The following is a 15465-nucleotide window of genomic DNA, read 5'->3' as shown; positions in this document are numbered from 1 at the left end:
TTATACTATGCAACGTAAGGAGGTCTGGTGAACCCTTGAAAGAAAAAATGATGGCCATCGAGCTTCCCACCCCTTTTCCAGTAGGAAATGTCAATGTGTATCTTATTCCGGGAGAGAAGCTGACTCTTGTCGATTGCGGCCCGAAAACGCCGGAGGCCTGGTCGGTTTTTCAGGAAAAGCTTCGCGATTGGGGCGTTACTGTAAACGATATTGAGCAGATTATTTTTACTCATTATCATCCCGATCATGTTGGATTATATGCGTACTTTACATCCCCGCCGCCGGTTCTGGCAAGCAAGGAGCAAATTCCGTATCTCAGCCAGGACCCGGCATACTTTTTACATAGAAACCAATTTTACGAGTCATTTTATAGTAAATCAGGGATGCCTGCAGAGGCTTCCCAGCTGGAGGAATACAAGCTGCAGCGATATCTCGGGTATTCTGCTGTGGTTCATCCGGACAAAATGATATCAGAGGGGAAGGAGATTCCCGGCCTGCCGGGATGGATGATGATCAAAACTCCCGGGCATTCTCCGGACCATCTCTCCCTGTTTCACCAAGAAAGCGGAATGATGGTCGGCGGGGACTTTCTCCTCCAGCGTGTTTCCTCCAATGCGCTCATAGAACCTCCCGAGCCCGGAGAAACCGGCCGGCCCAGACCCCTCTTGCAATACAGGCAATCGCTGCGAAAAGCTGCTGTTCTTCCGGTCAAGCGGATTCTGCCGGGACATGGCGATGACATTACCAATTGCCGGGAGCTGATCCAGGAAAGGCTGGAGGAACAGAACAACAGAGCAGAAGTGCTTCGATCAATGCTTGCGGAAAAAATGACTGCCTATGAACTCAGCCGGCAGCTGTTCCCTCGGGTGTATAAAAAAGAGCCCGGACTCACATTGTCAGAAACGGTAGGGCATCTGGATCTGCTTGAGGCAGAGGGAAAAGTGCGGATTGAGCACATTCAGGATGTTCTATATTATAGGAAAGCAGAATAGGAGTAAAAACGATGAACCAGGTAAAAGACAAAGTGATTGTGATTACAGGGGCTTCCGGCGGTCTGGGGGCTCAGGTGGCTTTGGACGCGGCCCGCATGGGAGCATATCTTGTACTGATTGCCCGCAATAAAGAGAAGCTTGAACACATAAAGGAAAAAATAAAGGCGGAAGGAAATCGTGAGCCGGTCATCCATCAACTGGATGTCGGGATTACCGAAGACGTCAGCAGAGTGTTTCACGAAATCACTTCTGATTTACAGATTGATGTGCTGATTAACAATGCCGGCTTCGGAATTTTTGACTATTTTGTCGATGCCGACCTTAAAGACCTCTCAGGCATGATGCAGACGAACGTGATTGGGCTTATGGCCTGCACGCAGGCGGTGCTGCCGCAAATGATATCGCGCGGATCGGGTCATATCATTAACATCGCTTCCCAGGCGGGTAAAATTTCTACCCCGAAATCCAGCGGTTATGCGGCGTCAAAGCATGCGGTGCTTGGTTTTTCAAACGGATTGAGGATGGAGATTGCCGAAAGCGGGATTCATGTGACCACGGTAAATCCTGGGCCGATTGAAACCAACTTTTTTTCAATCGCGGATAAATCCGGATCCTATGAAGCCAATATTAAAAAGTGGATGCTGTCACCGGAATATGTCTCAAAGAAAATTCTCTCGGCCGTGGGACGTCCGGTCCGGGAAATCAATCTTCCCGGCTGGATGAATGCCGGAAGTAAACTGTATCAAATGTTTCCAAGGCTTGTTGAAAAACTGGGCGGTAATGCCTTTAAACAAAAGTGAATGATAATATTATTATGTAAACAAAGTTTTGTAAAAAAATGATGATTTTTCATTATTTATTCGGGTTCCTTATTTCCATACTTCTCAATAAAAGGTAAAAAGTCTTAATTCACTGGGGCTTAAGTACTGAATGTGGTTTGTTCGGGCCAAAACTGGGGTATATCTAGTACAGGCTATCGACCGCAACAATAGAAAGAGGGGTAACGACAATGAATAAAAAAGTTTTATTTATTTCAGATCATGGGGATCCGCTTGCAAAACTCGGTGGAAAGCAAGCCGGAGGACAAAATAATTATGTATACCACCTGGCCCTGGCAATGGAAAACAGGGGATGGGATGTTGATGTAATAACCCATTGGGCTGATAAAGATGCCCCGCAGATAGAGAACTTTGGAAAACGTGCAAAAGTCATCCGCATCAAAGCCGGAATTAAAGGGTTTGTATCAAAAAATGAGATGTTTCAAATCTTGCCGGCATTTTTTAAAGAAATTGAAGAGGTTGCACCTCTTGACCAATATGACATTATTCATACTCATTACTGGCTTTCCGGGATCCTCGGACGCCAGCTCCGCAGAAAATACAACATACCGTTTGTTCATACATCACATTCCCTTGGCGCTGCAAAAGAACGGGCTACAGGAGAAAGGGATGAGCGCAGATATCAGTATGAACGAACCATTCTCCGTTCCGCCAACCGTGTGATCGCCACCACCAACAGCGAAAAAAGCCTGATTCATGAAGTGGCTAAACAGCCTGCGCCTGTAGATGTTATTCCAATTGGTGTATCTCCTACATTTTATCCATATAACCAGCGATCAGCTACCAAACAAAAGCTTGGCGTCCATGGACCTTTGGTATTTTATGCAGGAAGGCTCGAAGAAACGAAAGGCGTTGAAACCTTGCTTCAAGCTTTCAGGTATTTAATCCAATGGGGCGATGTGCCGTCCGACACCAAACTGGTTCTGGCCGGAGGACAAAAGGAAGAGATCGACGACGACCAGCTTCCGGTGGCGGAGAAACAGCGCTCATGGGTAAAAGGAATCGAGCGTTATGTCCGTTTTGTCGGGCCAAAAAGCCAGGAAGAACTGGCAGCCTACTTTAATGCTGCGAATGTGGCGGTTGTGCCGTCCTATTATGAATCGTTCGGTATGGTGGCGGCAGAAGCCCAGGCCTGCGGTTGCCCTGTGATTGCATCGCGTGTCGGCGGACTGCAAAACGTGGTCGTTGAAGGGGAAACCGGCTTGCTTGTTACACCAAAAGACCCGCAGGATCTGGCTTTGACCCTTGAAATTATTTTAAACAATGACATTATCGCACAAAGGCTTGGCAAACAGGCGTCCTCTCTAGCAGAACGCGATTATCGCTGGCCAAATGTGGCAGCGAGAGTCGAGCAGGTATATGAGGAGGTTCTGAAAGGTGAAACAAAAAAACGTTACACATCTTTTAGCTACTGATCTTGATGGAACGCTTGTAGGAGAAAAGGAACTGACTTCTGCCTTATTTGAATATTACGGGGAACGAACCTATGAGGTTGAACTCGTCTATGTGACCGGACGGCATCATGATTCGACGATGGAACTGATCAAGGCGGAAAACCTCCCTATGCCATCCATCCTCATTTCCGATGTTGGGACAGAAATGTATGATTTTGATGATCCGGAGCTTCATGAGCGATGGAAGAAAACATTGGAGGAGCAGTGGTGGCCTGAGGAAATTTCCCAGATTGCCGCCCAGTGCAGCGGGCTTACGCCTCAATCCATTCCCTCTACACACCGTCTTTCTTACTTTGCCGAGGATGCAGGAGCATTTGAAGAAGTAAAACAAAAACTGGAAGAAAACGGAGTGCCGCACAAGCTGATTTTTAGCTCGGGCAGAGATGTGGACATTCTTCCGCCAAATGCTGGCAAGGGTGAAGCCCTTTCCTTTCTGCTTCGTGAAAAAGGGTGGGAGAAAGCCAATGTTCTTATAGCCGGCGACTCCGGAAATGATCGTGACATGATTACAATGGGCTATCCTGCCGTTGTGGTGGGGAACTGCCAGGATGAACTGAAAAAGCTTCCTGAACATCCGCTTATTTTCCGGGCAGAAAACCACTGCGCCGGGGGGATCCGGGAAGCATGGGAACATTTTTTTGAAAAGGAAACGGTGGAAAGCAACGGATAACGCAAACCCTCTCTTAAAGACAAGAGAGGGTTTTTATTGTTGGGTCACAAAATCATATACGACATCCTGCACGGCGAGGTAAGGGTCCGATCCTTCTGCGGTTTGCCATTCCTTTTGGATGTGCTCCAAAAGCAAGGCATATTCCTTTTCCGTATACGGGATGGTTTCTTTATCGTCAAAATAGGTTAACAAGGCTTTTTCCAGCCATTTGCGCAGCAGATGCTCTTCCATCCTCTTGTACACAATTAGCTTACCTGCCATCCGTGGTCAAGGATTTTTAAGGGTGGGAAAGTACCTGAAAAAATTTCCATTGAGAACAGAACATATATTCGGTTAAAATGGGTATACATAATAAAGAGAACGAACGTTTGCATTTTGAAGGAGTGAGGAAGTTGATCGATTATTCCAAGGTTCAAAATCGTTCAATTTTGTGCATGGACATGAAGAGTTTTTACGCCAGCTGTGCGGCTGTGCGTTTAGGGCTGGATCCGCTGGACTGTTACCTTGCCGTGGTCGGGAACACCGAAAGGCAGGGAAGCGTGGTCCTGGCTGCTTCTCCCTGTTTAAAAAGGGACTTTGGTATCCGGACGGGAAACCGGCTTTTTGAAATTCCCAAAGACAGCCGCATTCATATTGTGGACGCCCAAATGTCCTTCTTTTTAAAGCGCTCCATGGAGATCACACGTCTGCTTAACCGATTCGTCCCGAAGGAAGCCATTCATACGTACAGTGTGGACGAAAGCTTCATACAGGCGGACGGCACCGAACGGTTATGGGGAGGGCCGATGCAGCTGGCAACAGCCATTCGCACCGCCATCAAGGAAGAGTTCGGCCTGCCCTGCGCGATCGGCATCGGCCCCAATATGCTGATGGCGAAACTCTGTCTTGATTTGGAGGCGAAAAAGGAAGGGGTGGCCACGTGGACGTATGAGGATATTCCGAAAAAACTATGGATCCTTTCGCCCCTGAGCAAGATGTGGGGCATTGGGTCACGGGTGGAACGGACGCTCAACCTGATGGGGATCACGACGGTCGGGGATCTCGCCCACTATCCTTTGGCGCTTTTGGAAAAAAAGTTCGGCATTATGGGAAACCAGCTGTATTATCATGCCTGGGGTGTGGACCTCTCGGAGGTCGGGGCGCCCATTATGCAGGGACAGATCAGCTATGGCAAAAGCCAGATTCTGCTGAGGGATTATACGGACCCGAAGGAGGTACAGCATGTCATTCTCGAAATGTGCGAAGAGGTGGCAAGGAGGGCCCGGACAGCCAAAAAGGCAGGGAGAACGGTCAGCCTTGGAATCGGCTACAGCAAGGAGGAATGGGGAGGAGGGTTTTACCGCTCAAAAACCGTTCCGGAACCGACCAATATTACAATGGAGATCTATGAGATCTGCCTGGAGTTGTTTCATACGTTTTATGAAGGAAAGACCGTCCGAAAGATTTCGATTTGCCTTTCCAATGTGTGCGAGGACAATGAGACTCAATTAAGCATCTTTACGCTGGAGCATCCCAAAAAACGAAAGCTTGGGTATGTGATGGATGATATCCGCAAAAAGTACGGATCAACTGCTCTTCTTCGGGCCGTCTCGTATACGAGCGGGGGGACAGCACTGCACCGCAGTACCCTCCTGGGCGGCCATAAGGCATAGAGAAAGGAGGACGCCTCACCTATGATCAAAGACCGAGGAAGCCTGAAATGGACCTCCATGATGCTGCCGGAGCATGTGAAGCACTTAAGGGAATGGGAACAGGAAGACAGAGATGCAGCTGAAGACCATGAATGGGATGAGCAGCTGCTGGAGGAGATGAATCAGCAGATTCTTCTGGCTATGGAAGAGGCAAGCCAGGTGGAGATTATGTGCCGGGCCGGTGCTCTCACGAGCAAACGAGTGAGGGGACGCATCCATTATTACGATCCCTGCCGCCGTATGCTCAGGATGGTGCATGAAGCGGGAGGGCGGCAGGACGTTTACCTGCAGACAATCCTCGCCATTACCCATTTATAAGGACAATGCCGGCCGGTATGAAAAAACTGCCCCACTGACATTCAGGGGACAGTCATTACCGGCTGGCTTATTCGGCATTTTCAAACAGATCGGATTGGAACAGCTGGTTCTGCAGACCAGATAAATCGGCACTGCTTGTTATTTCGATCTCCTGTCCCGGCTGGATGGATAATGCAATCAATCCGAGAAGGCTTTTGCCGTCAGCCGTTTTCTCTCCTTTTTTTACATACACTGGTTCCTCAAAACGACTGGTAAACTGCACAAATTGGCCGGCATTTTTGGAATAGATGGGTTTTTTCGCAATGACTTTCAAATCGTTTCTCTCCCTTGTATCTCCTTTTTTATACAGCTTATGAAGAGGTAAGGAGGAAATGTCATAAATATAATGAAAATAAAAGTGACTTCTATCGGAAAGTAATGGAAAATATAAAGGTAAGACAGGAGAGAGGTGAAACATCGATTGATTCGCAGCAAAAAAAATCGGATGAAAATTTTAATAATCGCTATAAGCGTGGCACTGCTATGGTATTTCAACCACAAGTATTTGAATTTAACACCGGAAGTATTAAGGGAGTGGATTCTTTCCTGGGGCGTATGGGCACCCATTGTTTTTATTGTGCTGTACGGCCTGAGACCCTTTGTGCTGTTTCCGTCCTCTGTGTTTGCGATTACAAGTGGATTGGCCTTCGGATTATACTATGGCTGTCTGTATACCTACATAGGGTCGCTTTCCGGAGGGCTGATGACCTATCTGGCGGTCAGGTGGATTGGAAAAAAAGCGATGAAAAAAGAATGGAAGGGCAAGTATCAGAAAGTGCAGGAGGGCATCAAAGAGAAAGGCTTCATATATGTGCTGATTCTCCGGTTACTGCCCATCCTGAATTACGACCTTGTCAGTTATCTTACAGCAGCGGCAAATGTGAAATTCAGAGATTATGCGGCAGCAACGGCCATTGGCATCATACCGGGAACGCTGGCGTATACCTATATCGGATCTTCGGTGGCTCATACCGGCATGAAGGAAATCTTAATCTCATCGATCATTCTGATCATATTGATTGTCCTGCCGGTGGTCACAAGAAAAAGATGGCAAAAAAAGCTTGGCCTTTAAGGCAAAAACCAAAGAAAAAAGCGCTGACACAATTCAGCGCTTTTTTTTTATGTAGTCGCTTGTGATGGTGTAAGCTGTTGAAGCAGCTGCTGGATCGCGGAGTCTGCATCAGCGCCTTCAGTAATAAGGACAAAGGATTCATCCTTGCGAAGCATCATAAAGAAAGTAACCAGGCAAGATAATTTTTTTGCTTGAAGGGTAATGCCGTTTTTGCAAAGAAACACGTTGGATTGATAAGAACGTGATATATTAACGAAATTCGTTATCTTTTGAATGGTAAATTTAGAAGCATCCTGTGTCATGGAAACGGTTTTTGAACAAATCTTTTTCATGTATGTTATCCTCCTGAAGTGGATTGTATAAATCGTCGACTTAAAACGTATCTACCCCATACCCGAGGCGATTAAACCAAAGAGATTGAAATTGGCGGGAAAGGGAATAAAGAGGAGGATAAGACAGGAAAGGAGAATGAATGTTGTGTTTGAAATCATTTTTCATTTTTTACGAGAGCTGGGGGCTGCAGGCCTGTTTATTGGAACGGCACTGGAAGCTTCCTCCGTTCCCTTTCCCGGAGCGCTCGTTATTTTAATCTATGGGTTTCTGCTGAAGCCAAGTCCAATGGAGACGGTGCTGCTGGCATTAGCGGTAAGTGCTGTTTATACATTGTTCAGTTATGTGCCGTACATGATCGGCTATAAGCTGGAAAGCAAGATGAGAGAGAAGTTTGATGAGAAAAAGGTAGAGAAAACCAAAAGGGTATTCAAAAAATACGGTGAGTGGAGCATCGCGCTTTCGCGCCCGTTTGGTATAGGAAACTATGTTTCGTATGCGGCAGGAATGAGCAAGGTAAACCGCTGGAAGTTTGGAATATTAACCTTTATTGGTGTTTTCCCCCTGGCGATTGCCATGCTTTTTTTGGGCAGGCTGGGTGAAATAAAAACCGTCAACTCCATTCTCGAAGCGTCACAGACATACATTCTGATTGGTGCAGGCACTTTACTACTTTGTTACCTGCTCTACAAGTTTTTGTACAAAAAACGGAAACGGAGGGCTGCCGGCTGACCGGCTGGACGCCTACCTGACCGGCTGAACGCCTACCTGACCGGCTGAACGCGTTCTTCATATAGGAAAAACGGCGGAACCAACAGGTTCCGCCGTTTTATTTTGGAGATCAGGCTTTGGATTCCCGTTGTTCTCTTTTCGCCTGCTTCCTGAAAAAGAGTTCATATAGTACAGGAACAATAAGTAATGTGAGCAGGGTGGAGGTCGTCAAACCGCCGATTACCACCACGGCGAGCCCTTTTGAAATCAACGTACCCGATGAAGAGGTCAGGGCCAGCGGAAAGAGGGCAGCAATTGTGGCAAATGCCGTCATCAAAATTGGTCGAAGTCGTGTTTTTCCGGCTTCAAGCAATGCTTCTCGGATTGTCATGCCTTTCAGATCGCGGTTTTGTCCGATCCGGTCGACGAGAACGATGGCATTGGTGGTTACGATTCCGATCAGCATGAGAATGCCGATCATCGCACTGACTGAAAGCGGCTCATCCGCCAGGTACAGACCGCCTATTGCACCCACCGGAACGAAAATAAGAGATGACAGAATAATAAATGGGATCCGTGCACGGCCGAAGGTGATGAGCATCGTCAAGTAGACAAGGCCGATGGCTACAGCAATGGCCAGGCCAAGCTCTTTAAAGGTTTGGGTGGTTTCTTCACTTCCGCCACCACCTTCAGTCGACACATCTTTTGGAAGGTCCACTTTATGATTTATGCTCTTGATGACATCCTGTGTGACACCTTGGACGTCATTGCCCGGAATCTGTGCAGACACTTGAGCATAAACCTTTCCATCGAGTTTCTGAATCGCGGTTACAGCCTCTACATCCTTAATGTCTGTCACTTCTGAAAGGGCAACCGGGCCTTTGGTGCCGTAAACTTTAAGGTCCTTAACTTCATCAAGGGATTTGGGCGCTTTATTATAGGCAAGCCGGACATCACTTTCTTTTCCGTTCAGTTCAAGGTTACCGACAGAGACAGGCTTGGTGGCATCATTGATAATGCCGAGCACCGTATAGCCTGAGACTCCGGCATCTGCGGCTTTTTTCGTATCAATTTTTACGATCCACTGACGCTGGGTATCTTTGAAGTTATTGGATACATATTTAAGGTCGTTACGTGATTTCATGTATTTTTCAACGGATGCAGCACCTTTTTGCAGGTCATCGAGATTGTTGGAATACAAATCGATGTTCACTTCATTGTTAGACGGCGGCCCGCCCGACTGCGCTTCCTGCAGGCTGACCACAGCATCTTTGCTGTCCTCGTCCACAATGGTCTGGATTTCTTTTTTGAGAGATTTGATCTCTTTATCCACATTGGTATGCTTTTTAAGGTTAATAAAATAGTTGGCTACATTCTCGCGTTTTAACCCGGACTGGAAGTCACGGCTGCCAATGCCGGCGGTTACCTCTTTTACGGTATCCCGCTGATCGAGCATCTTCTCCACCTTCAGTGACACGTCATTTGTTTTTTCGACAGTGGTGGAGGCAGGAAGTTCAATGTTTGCCGTAATGGTCTTTTGTTCTTCATTCGGCAGGAAGACAGCTCCAAGCTTTGTAGACAGGAACAGAGAGCTTGCGAGAAGAACGATGGAAACGAACAAGACGATGAATTTATGGTTCAGGGACGAGCGGATCACTTTCGCGTACGCCCGCTGAAGAGGACCATCGTTGTTTTCCGGTTTCACTTTTTTGAACGCGAACTTGGCCAGGATCGGCACGATCGTAATGGCTACAAGTAAGGAAGCCAAAAGGGCAAAGACGACGGTTAAAGCGAACGGCAGGAAGAATTCTCCGGTAATACCCCCGACAAACCCGAGCGGCAGAAACACTACCACGGTCGTCAATGTGGAGGATACAATCGCACGGAGGATCTCCTTGGTCGAATCGATGACCAATTCGTTTTTGCCGTATTCTCCGCTGCTTTTGCGGATCTTTCGGAAGATGTTCTCAATGACGACGATGCTGTCATCCACGACCCGGCCCACTGCTACAGCCATTCCGCCTAGCGTCATGATATTAAGCGTGATATCGAGCTGATTCAGGAAAATCGCGGATATGAGAATCGAAAGTGGAATGGAAACAATCGCAATAATCGTTGCACGAATGTTTCTCAAGAACAAGAGAACGGCTAACGAAGCAAAGAGTGCACCGAACAATCCTTCCTTGATCAGGGAATTCACGGATTCCTTAATCCCGCTTGCCTGGTCGAAACCGATGGCATAGTCCATTTTGTCTTTGTATTTGTCTTTGTTTAGAACAGACATGACGTTATCGGCGACATCGACGGTATTGGCATCCTGTTTTTTGGTAACCGCCATGGATAAGGAACGTTTTTGGTTATAACGGGTAATTTCGTTCACATCTTCGGACTGCTTAATGGTGGCAATGTCCCCAAGCTGAACACTTTGTGGAGCTGCAGCACCCGATGGAGCACCACCACCTGCACCAACTTGCTGTGCGCTTTGGCCGGAAGGTGCACCTGTGCCTCCACCGCTTTGTGAAGCTCCGGCCGGTGGTCCTCCGGCAGAAGGGGCTCTGCTTCCTGATCCTTGACCAGATGATTTTTGGGCTGTTCCTTGAGACGAAGGAGTCAGATCAAGGGATTTTAATTCCTTGATTGTTTTTAGTTGTTCCTCGACACGCACTGGCACGGAGATGTCACCTGAGGTCACATTGCCTGCAGGGAAGGAGAGAAATTTATAATTGATCTCGTCTTTGATGGTGCTCAATGATAATCCTAGCTGCTGCGCCTTTTTCTGGTCGACCTTAATGGATACGAAATCTTCTTTCACACCGCCAACTGAGACGTTATTGATTCCCTGAATTTTTTTCAGTTCAGGCACCAGCTCATCCTCAACAAAGGGCTGAATGTTCTCTTCTTCTTTAGGGAATAGAGAGATATTGTAGATGGGGATGGTTCCGAATGAAAAGCGGTTCACTTCAACACTAGCCGTATCGGGAAGGTCGGCTTCTTTAGTGATCGTGTTAATTTGATCCTCTATATCATCCATGATTACGGAAAAAGGAAATTCAAGGTTTATGATTGAGACACTTTCAAGTGAAGTGCTTTTTACCGACTTTACGTTGTTAAGGCTTTTTAATTTTTCTTCAAGCTCATCCGTTACCTGCTTGTTGACATCCTGTGGAGACGCGCCCGGGTAGGTGGTCTGCACGGTGATTTGCGGGAAATCCACATTTGGAAGCAGGTCAACTTTCAGGGAGCTAAAAGAAAACAAGCCGCCCAGGATAAGCAAGAAAGAAAAAATAAAAATAGCGACGGGGTTCTTTAAGCTGAATTTCGTTAGCCAGTTCATGTTTCACTCTCCTTCAGTAGTTTATATGTGTATTTTCACATATGTTCAAGGTTAGTATAATAAAAGTACTATAAATATATCAAGCATTAACCATAGTTAATTGTGAAGAATGTGTTAAAATGACATACAGATACGGAAAGAAGGAATGAAAAGATGGCGTTGAAATATGCGCTTCTTGGCTTATTGACCAAAAATGAAGCAACCGGATACGAACTGAATCAGCAGTTTAAAGAAACCATGATTCATTTCTGGAGTGCCCATCATACGCAGATTTACCGTCAGCTTGTTAAGATGGAGGAAGAAGGACTGGTCTCCTCGCAGGTGGTTCATCAGGTGGATTATCCAGATAAAAAAATATACCGGCTTGAAGATAAAGGCTATGATACGCTGCTTCAGTGGCTGCTGAGCAAGGAGATTCTCCCGTCCAATTTAAAGAACGATCTGCTGCTCCGGGTATCGCTGTTTCAGTTAATCCCGCCCGATGAAGCAATCGCCTTTTTAGAGCGGGCAAAGGAACAGCATATGTTTGGCCATGGCTTAATGGAAAAATGGAGAGACAGTCATTTTCCAGAAGGGCAGTTTAACCAGGGAGATTTAGGAGAATACTTAACATCTGAATTTGGAAAACGTTATATGCAGCATTGGATTGACTGGTGCGACTGGGCAATTCATGTGATCAAGCGTACAAAAGAGAAGGGCAGTGATGAAGAATGATTCTGGAATGGACAGAAAAAGCAATAGAGAAAATAGAGCACAAGGTGCAGGGGGGACAGTTGTTTTTGAAATACGATACGGATGGCTGCGGCTGCGTGGTAAGTGGTGTGTCTGCACTCTGGCTGGTCGATGAGCAGCCAGATGGGACAGTGAGGATGGATACCAATTTTCTTCCCGTATATATGGAAAAAAGCAAACTGGTATTTTTTGATGAAAAGATGACGATTGATTACAAAGAAGAACAAAATACATTTCAACTAAAAAGTCCAAACCAGATGCTTAATCCGAATCTTCGGTTTGAAAATAAAATAGAAACAGGAAAGGGCGCTTAACTTAAAGCGCTCTTTCCTGTTTTGGATAGCAAAAATTGCCGGCTTTGAAGGCCGCGGGAAACGAAGGGAGCTATAAATTCCACAGCCTCCAGCAGGGGCTCCAGCTGAATTCCGGTGCTGATCCCCATGCGATTAAGCATGAAAACAGCATCCTCAGTTGCGACGTTTCCAGTTGCACCCGGAGCAAACGGGCATCCGCCAAGTCCGCCGGCAGATGTATCAAAACGGTCGATACCGGCCTGGAGTGCGGAGAAGATATTCGCGAGGGCCATTCCTCTTGTATCGTGGAAATGGGCAGCAATCAAAAGTGTGGAAGGAAGATGATGCTTAAGAAGGCTGAACAGTTCGAACACTTCCTGCGGATTGGCAAGGCCAATGGTATCTGCCACGCTTAATTCATCCACGCCAAGCGCCGCAAATTCCTCAGAAAGAGCAAGAACCTCCTGTTCATCCACTTTTCCTTCATACGGACAATAAAAAGCGGTGGAAAGGCAAGCGCGGACAAAGAAGCCGTTTCGTTTCAAATCTTTAATCAGCGGAGCAAGCTCTTCCATGCTGTCTCTGGTGCTTTTGTTTATGTTCTTTTGGTTGAAGGTGTGGCTTACACCGACAAAAAATGCGGCATTTTTGCAGCCGGAAGAAAGCAGGCGGGAAACGCCTTTTTCATTGGGGACGAGAACAAGATTGCGCGTGCTGTCATCCAGGCAGTGCTCGATGATCTGTTCTGCATCACTCATTTGCGGAACCCATTTTGGTGAAACAAAAGAGGTGAGTTCCATTTCCTGAATTCCCGAGGCTTTCAGTTTTTGAATGAATTTAATCTTTTCCTGGGCAGGAACAAGCTGTTTTTCATTTTGAAGCCCGTCGCGCGGTCCAACCTCAATGATCGAGACTCTTTGGGGTAATTCCATGCTTCCTCCTATGTATATATCTGTCATTGATTCTTCTTTATTTTACGTTTTGGCCAGTTAAGATGCAATACAGGGAGAGGAAATATGATATGATAAAAGGGAAAATTCAGAAAAAAATACGGGAGTGAGAAGAAATTTATGGCCATACAGGAAGCAGTGATTGTAAGCGCTGTCAGAACACCGATTGGCAGCTTTTTGGGCGCTTTGAAAAATATACCAGCCACCGAACTTGGGGCGATTGTAATTAAAGAGGCATTGGAGCGCGCCAATGTTTCTCCTGATGATGTGAGCGAAGTGATCATGGGTAATGTTCTTCAGGCCGGTTTGGGGCAAAACCCCGCGCGGCAGGCTGCGATTAAGGCAGGGCTCCCGAATTCTGTTTCAGCAATGACGATTAACAAGGTATGCGGATCGGGTTTAAAGGCGCTGCACCTGGCAAGCCAGGCGATCATGCTTGAAGAGGCGGACATCGTCGTCTGCGGCGGGATGGAGAACATGAGCAGAGCACCGTACCTTTTGGATAACGCAAGAACAGGACTGCGCATGGGAGATGGAAAAATGACAGATTCCATGATCCATGACGGTCTCTGGTGTGCGTTTAACGATTACCATATGGGGATGACAGCGGAAAACCTGTGTGACGCGTATGGACTCAGCCGCGAGGAAATGGATGAGTTCGCAGCAGATAGCCAGCAAAAATGCGAAAAAGCGATCAATGAAGGAAAGTTCAAAGACGAAATTGTATCTGTTGAAATCCCCCAGCGAAAAGGAGAGCCGCTTCAATTCTCAGAAGATGAATATCCGAAAAAGGGAACCACGGCTGAGGGGCTTGCCAAGTTAAGACCAGCGTTTAAGAAGGATGGCACAGTAACAGCCGGGAACGCATCGGGAATCAATGATGGAGCGGCTGCTCTTGTGGTGGTATCGCGGAAAAAAGCCGAGGAGCTCGGTCTGATACCGCTTGCCAAAATCGTTGCAAATGCCAGCGCGGGAGTGGATCCAAGCATCATGGGAATCGGGCCGGTAGATGCCACGAAAAAAGTGCTTGAAAAATCCGGAGTCACCCTAAAAGACATTGATTTGATTGAAGCGAACGAAGCGTTCGCCGCACAAGCTCTGGCTGTAGGCAGGGAACTTCAATTTTCAACAGAAAAATTAAACGTGAACGGAGGAGCCATCGCCCTTGGACATCCAATCGGGGCAAGCGGCGCAAGGATTCTTGTCACCTTGCTTCACGAGATGAAAAAAAGAAATAACCGTTTGGGGCTTGCCACGCTTTGTATCGGGGGCGGACAGGGTGTAGCCACCATTGTTGAAAATGAAAATTGGAAATAAGGGGGACGGCATATTATGAAAATGGTGGAAAGCAGTGCATTGAATGCAGTGAAGGATATTCCGGATGGTGCGACACTGATGGTCGGTGGATTCGGCCTGGTAGGAATTCCGGAGAAATTGATTTTGGCTCTTGTGGAAACAGGTACAAAAGATCTGACGGTCATCTCTAACAACTGCGGTATCGATGACTGGGGGCTCGGCCTTCTCTTGCGGAATAAACAGATTAAGAAAATGGTGGGTTCCTATGTGGGAGAAAACAAAGAGTTTGAGCGCCAGGTGCTTTCCGGTGAACTGGAGGTTGAACTCACCCCCCAGGGCACATTGGCTGAGCGCATCCGGGCAGGCGGTGCGGGCATTCCCGCTTTTTATACCCCGGCCGGCGTAGGTACGCCGATTGCTGAAGGCAAAGAAGTGCGTACATTTGATGGGAAGGAATACGTGCTGGAACATGGGATGACGGCGGACTTCAGCCTCGTTCGGGCAGCACATGGCGACAAAGCAGGCAACCTCGTTTTTAATAAAACAGCGCGAAACTTTAATCCAATGATGGCTGCAGCGGGCAAGGTGACCATTGCAGAGGTCGAAGAATTGCACGAGATTGGTGAGCTGGATCCAGACTGCATCCACACGCCTGGAATCTATGTTCAGAGAATGATTGTTGCGCCTCAGGAAAAGCGCATTGAGCGAATGACTGTTCAATCATAAAGAGAGAAAGTGGGGATG

General features: G+C 47.2%; 17 protein-coding genes. 12 read left to right on the top strand and 5 right to left on the bottom strand.

Going from position 1 to position 15465, the window contains the following annotated elements:
• Nucleotides 1-35: 35 nt before the first annotated feature.
• The 4 genes from AS030_RS09315 (at nt 36) to AS030_RS09300 (ending at nt 3955) form a co-directional block, all read left to right on the top strand.
• A complete protein-coding gene (locus AS030_RS09315) occupies nt 36-992 on the top strand; it encodes an MBL fold metallo-hydrolase (RefSeq protein ID WP_061970872.1) in 957 nt (318 codons plus the stop codon).
• A gap of 11 nt (nt 993-1003) precedes the next feature.
• Nucleotides 1004-1792 carry an SDR family NAD(P)-dependent oxidoreductase gene (locus AS030_RS09310; protein ID WP_061970870.1) on the top strand — a complete coding sequence of 263 codons (789 nt, stop codon included), beginning with the start codon at nt 1004-1006 and terminating at the stop codon, nt 1790-1792.
• A 209-nt stretch (nt 1793-2001) separates the two neighbouring features.
• Nucleotides 2002-3246, top strand: coding sequence for a glycosyltransferase (locus AS030_RS09305; protein ID WP_061970867.1), 1245 nt, complete (start codon nt 2002-2004; stop codon nt 3244-3246).
• Nucleotides 3209-3955, top strand: a complete 747-nt coding sequence (locus tag AS030_RS09300) for an HAD-IIB family hydrolase (RefSeq protein ID WP_061970865.1) — start codon at nt 3209-3211, stop codon at nt 3953-3955. The genes AS030_RS09305 and AS030_RS09300 overlap by 38 nt, the downstream gene beginning before the upstream one ends.
• A gap of 33 nt (nt 3956-3988) precedes the next feature.
• Here AS030_RS09300 and AS030_RS09295 read toward each other — a convergent pair whose 3' ends face one another.
• On the bottom strand, nt 3989-4198 hold the full coding sequence (locus AS030_RS09295) for a YqzH family protein (RefSeq protein WP_162264543.1): 210 nt from the start codon (nt 4196-4198) through the stop codon (nt 3989-3991).
• A 149-nt stretch (nt 4199-4347) separates the two neighbouring features.
• On the opposite strand from AS030_RS09295, the gene AS030_RS09290 reads away from it, so the two are divergent.
• Both AS030_RS09290 and AS030_RS09285 read left to right on the top strand, forming a co-directional pair.
• Nucleotides 4348-5607 carry a Y-family DNA polymerase gene (locus tag AS030_RS09290; protein WP_061970860.1) on the top strand — a complete coding sequence of 420 codons (1260 nt, stop codon included), beginning with the start codon at nt 4348-4350 and terminating at the stop codon, nt 5605-5607.
• A 21-nt stretch (nt 5608-5628) separates the two neighbouring features.
• A complete protein-coding gene (locus AS030_RS09285) occupies nt 5629-5964 on the top strand; it encodes a YolD-like family protein (protein WP_061970858.1) in 336 nt (111 codons plus the stop codon).
• Between the two features lie 67 nt (nt 5965-6031).
• Here the strand turns inward: AS030_RS09285 and AS030_RS23935 are convergent, their stop codons facing one another.
• On the bottom strand, nt 6032-6277 hold the full coding sequence (locus AS030_RS23935) for an HPr family phosphocarrier protein (protein WP_061970856.1): 246 nt from the start codon (nt 6275-6277) through the stop codon (nt 6032-6034).
• Between the two features lie 147 nt (nt 6278-6424).
• Between AS030_RS23935 and AS030_RS09275 the strand changes: the two genes are divergently transcribed.
• Complete coding sequence (locus AS030_RS09275; RefSeq protein ID WP_082635749.1) at nt 6425-7075, top strand: TVP38/TMEM64 family protein; 651 nt, start codon at nt 6425-6427, stop codon at nt 7073-7075.
• A 47-nt stretch (nt 7076-7122) separates the two neighbouring features.
• On the opposite strand, the gene AS030_RS09270 is transcribed toward AS030_RS09275, so the two are convergent.
• Nucleotides 7123-7407: an HPr family phosphocarrier protein gene (locus AS030_RS09270; RefSeq protein WP_061970853.1), complete on the bottom strand. Its 285-nt coding sequence runs from the start codon at nt 7405-7407 to the stop codon at nt 7123-7125.
• A gap of 145 nt (nt 7408-7552) precedes the next feature.
• Between AS030_RS09270 and AS030_RS09265 the strand changes: the two genes are divergently transcribed.
• A complete protein-coding gene (locus tag AS030_RS09265; RefSeq protein ID WP_240482245.1) occupies nt 7553-8137 on the top strand; it encodes a DedA family protein in 585 nt (194 codons plus the stop codon).
• 109 nt (nt 8138-8246) lie between these two features.
• Here AS030_RS09265 and AS030_RS09260 read toward each other — a convergent pair whose 3' ends face one another.
• Nucleotides 8247-11450, bottom strand: coding sequence for an efflux RND transporter permease subunit (locus AS030_RS09260; protein WP_061970849.1), 3204 nt, complete (start codon nt 11448-11450; stop codon nt 8247-8249).
• A gap of 153 nt (nt 11451-11603) precedes the next feature.
• Here AS030_RS09260 and AS030_RS09255 point away from each other — a divergent pair, with 153 nt between their 5' ends.
• Complete coding sequence (locus AS030_RS09255) at nt 11604-12164, top strand: PadR family transcriptional regulator (protein ID WP_061970847.1); 561 nt, start codon at nt 11604-11606, stop codon at nt 12162-12164.
• Nucleotides 12161-12496, top strand: a complete 336-nt coding sequence (locus AS030_RS09250) for an iron-sulfur cluster biosynthesis family protein (protein ID WP_061970845.1) — start codon at nt 12161-12163, stop codon at nt 12494-12496. The genes AS030_RS09255 and AS030_RS09250 overlap by 4 nt, the downstream gene beginning before the upstream one ends.
• Here the strand turns inward: AS030_RS09250 and AS030_RS09245 are convergent.
• Entirely contained in the window at nt 12493-13407 is a 915-nt protein-coding gene (locus AS030_RS09245; RefSeq protein ID WP_061970843.1) for a hydroxymethylglutaryl-CoA lyase, read from the bottom strand. The genes AS030_RS09250 and AS030_RS09245 overlap by 4 nt on opposite strands.
• Nucleotides 13408-13545: 138 nt before the next feature.
• Here AS030_RS09245 and AS030_RS09240 point away from each other — a divergent pair, with 138 nt between their 5' ends.
• Nucleotides 13546-14742 carry an acetyl-CoA C-acetyltransferase gene (locus tag AS030_RS09240; RefSeq protein WP_061970841.1) on the top strand — a complete coding sequence of 399 codons (1197 nt, stop codon included), beginning with the start codon at nt 13546-13548 and terminating at the stop codon, nt 14740-14742.
• A gap of 15 nt (nt 14743-14757) precedes the next feature.
• Complete coding sequence (locus AS030_RS09235; RefSeq protein WP_061970839.1) at nt 14758-15447, top strand: CoA transferase subunit A; 690 nt, start codon at nt 14758-14760, stop codon at nt 15445-15447.
• Nucleotides 15448-15465 lie beyond the last annotated feature (18 nt).

The organism is Fictibacillus enclensis (assembly GCF_001457035.1).
Classification (GTDB): domain Bacteria; phylum Bacillota; class Bacilli; order Bacillales; family Fictibacillaceae; genus Fictibacillus_C; species Fictibacillus_C enclensis.
The sequence above is the reverse complement of the archived record's forward strand: the minus strand, read 5'-3'. Positions and strand labels throughout refer to the sequence as shown.

Bases quoted from the DNA above. Each gene is read 5' to 3' on its own strand.
- AS030_RS09310 (WP_061970870.1), top strand. From the start codon at position 1,004: ATGAACCAGGTAAAAGACAAAGTGATTGTGATTACAGGGGCTTCCGGC.
- AS030_RS09305 (WP_061970867.1), top strand. From the start codon at position 2,002: ATGAATAAAAAAGTTTTATTTATTTCAGATCATGGGGATCCGCTTGCA.
- AS030_RS09285 (WP_061970858.1), top strand. From the start codon at position 5,629: ATGATCAAAGACCGAGGAAGCCTGAAATGGACCTCCATGATGCTGCCG.
- AS030_RS09270 (WP_061970853.1), bottom strand. From the start codon at position 7,407: ATGAAAAAGATTTGTTCAAAAACCGTTTCCATGACACAGGATGCTTCT.
- AS030_RS09260 (WP_061970849.1), bottom strand. From the start codon at position 11,450: ATGAACTGGCTAACGAAATTCAGCTTAAAGAACCCCGTCGCTATTTTT.
- AS030_RS09255 (WP_061970847.1), top strand. From the start codon at position 11,604: ATGGCGTTGAAATATGCGCTTCTTGGCTTATTGACCAAAAATGAAGCA.
- AS030_RS09250 (WP_061970845.1), top strand. From the start codon at position 12,161: ATGATTCTGGAATGGACAGAAAAAGCAATAGAGAAAATAGAGCACAAG.
- AS030_RS09245 (WP_061970843.1), bottom strand. From the start codon at position 13,407: ATGGAATTACCCCAAAGAGTCTCGATCATTGAGGTTGGACCGCGCGAC.
- AS030_RS09240 (WP_061970841.1), top strand. From the start codon at position 13,546: ATGGCCATACAGGAAGCAGTGATTGTAAGCGCTGTCAGAACACCGATT.
- AS030_RS09235 (WP_061970839.1), top strand. From the start codon at position 14,758: ATGAAAATGGTGGAAAGCAGTGCATTGAATGCAGTGAAGGATATTCCG.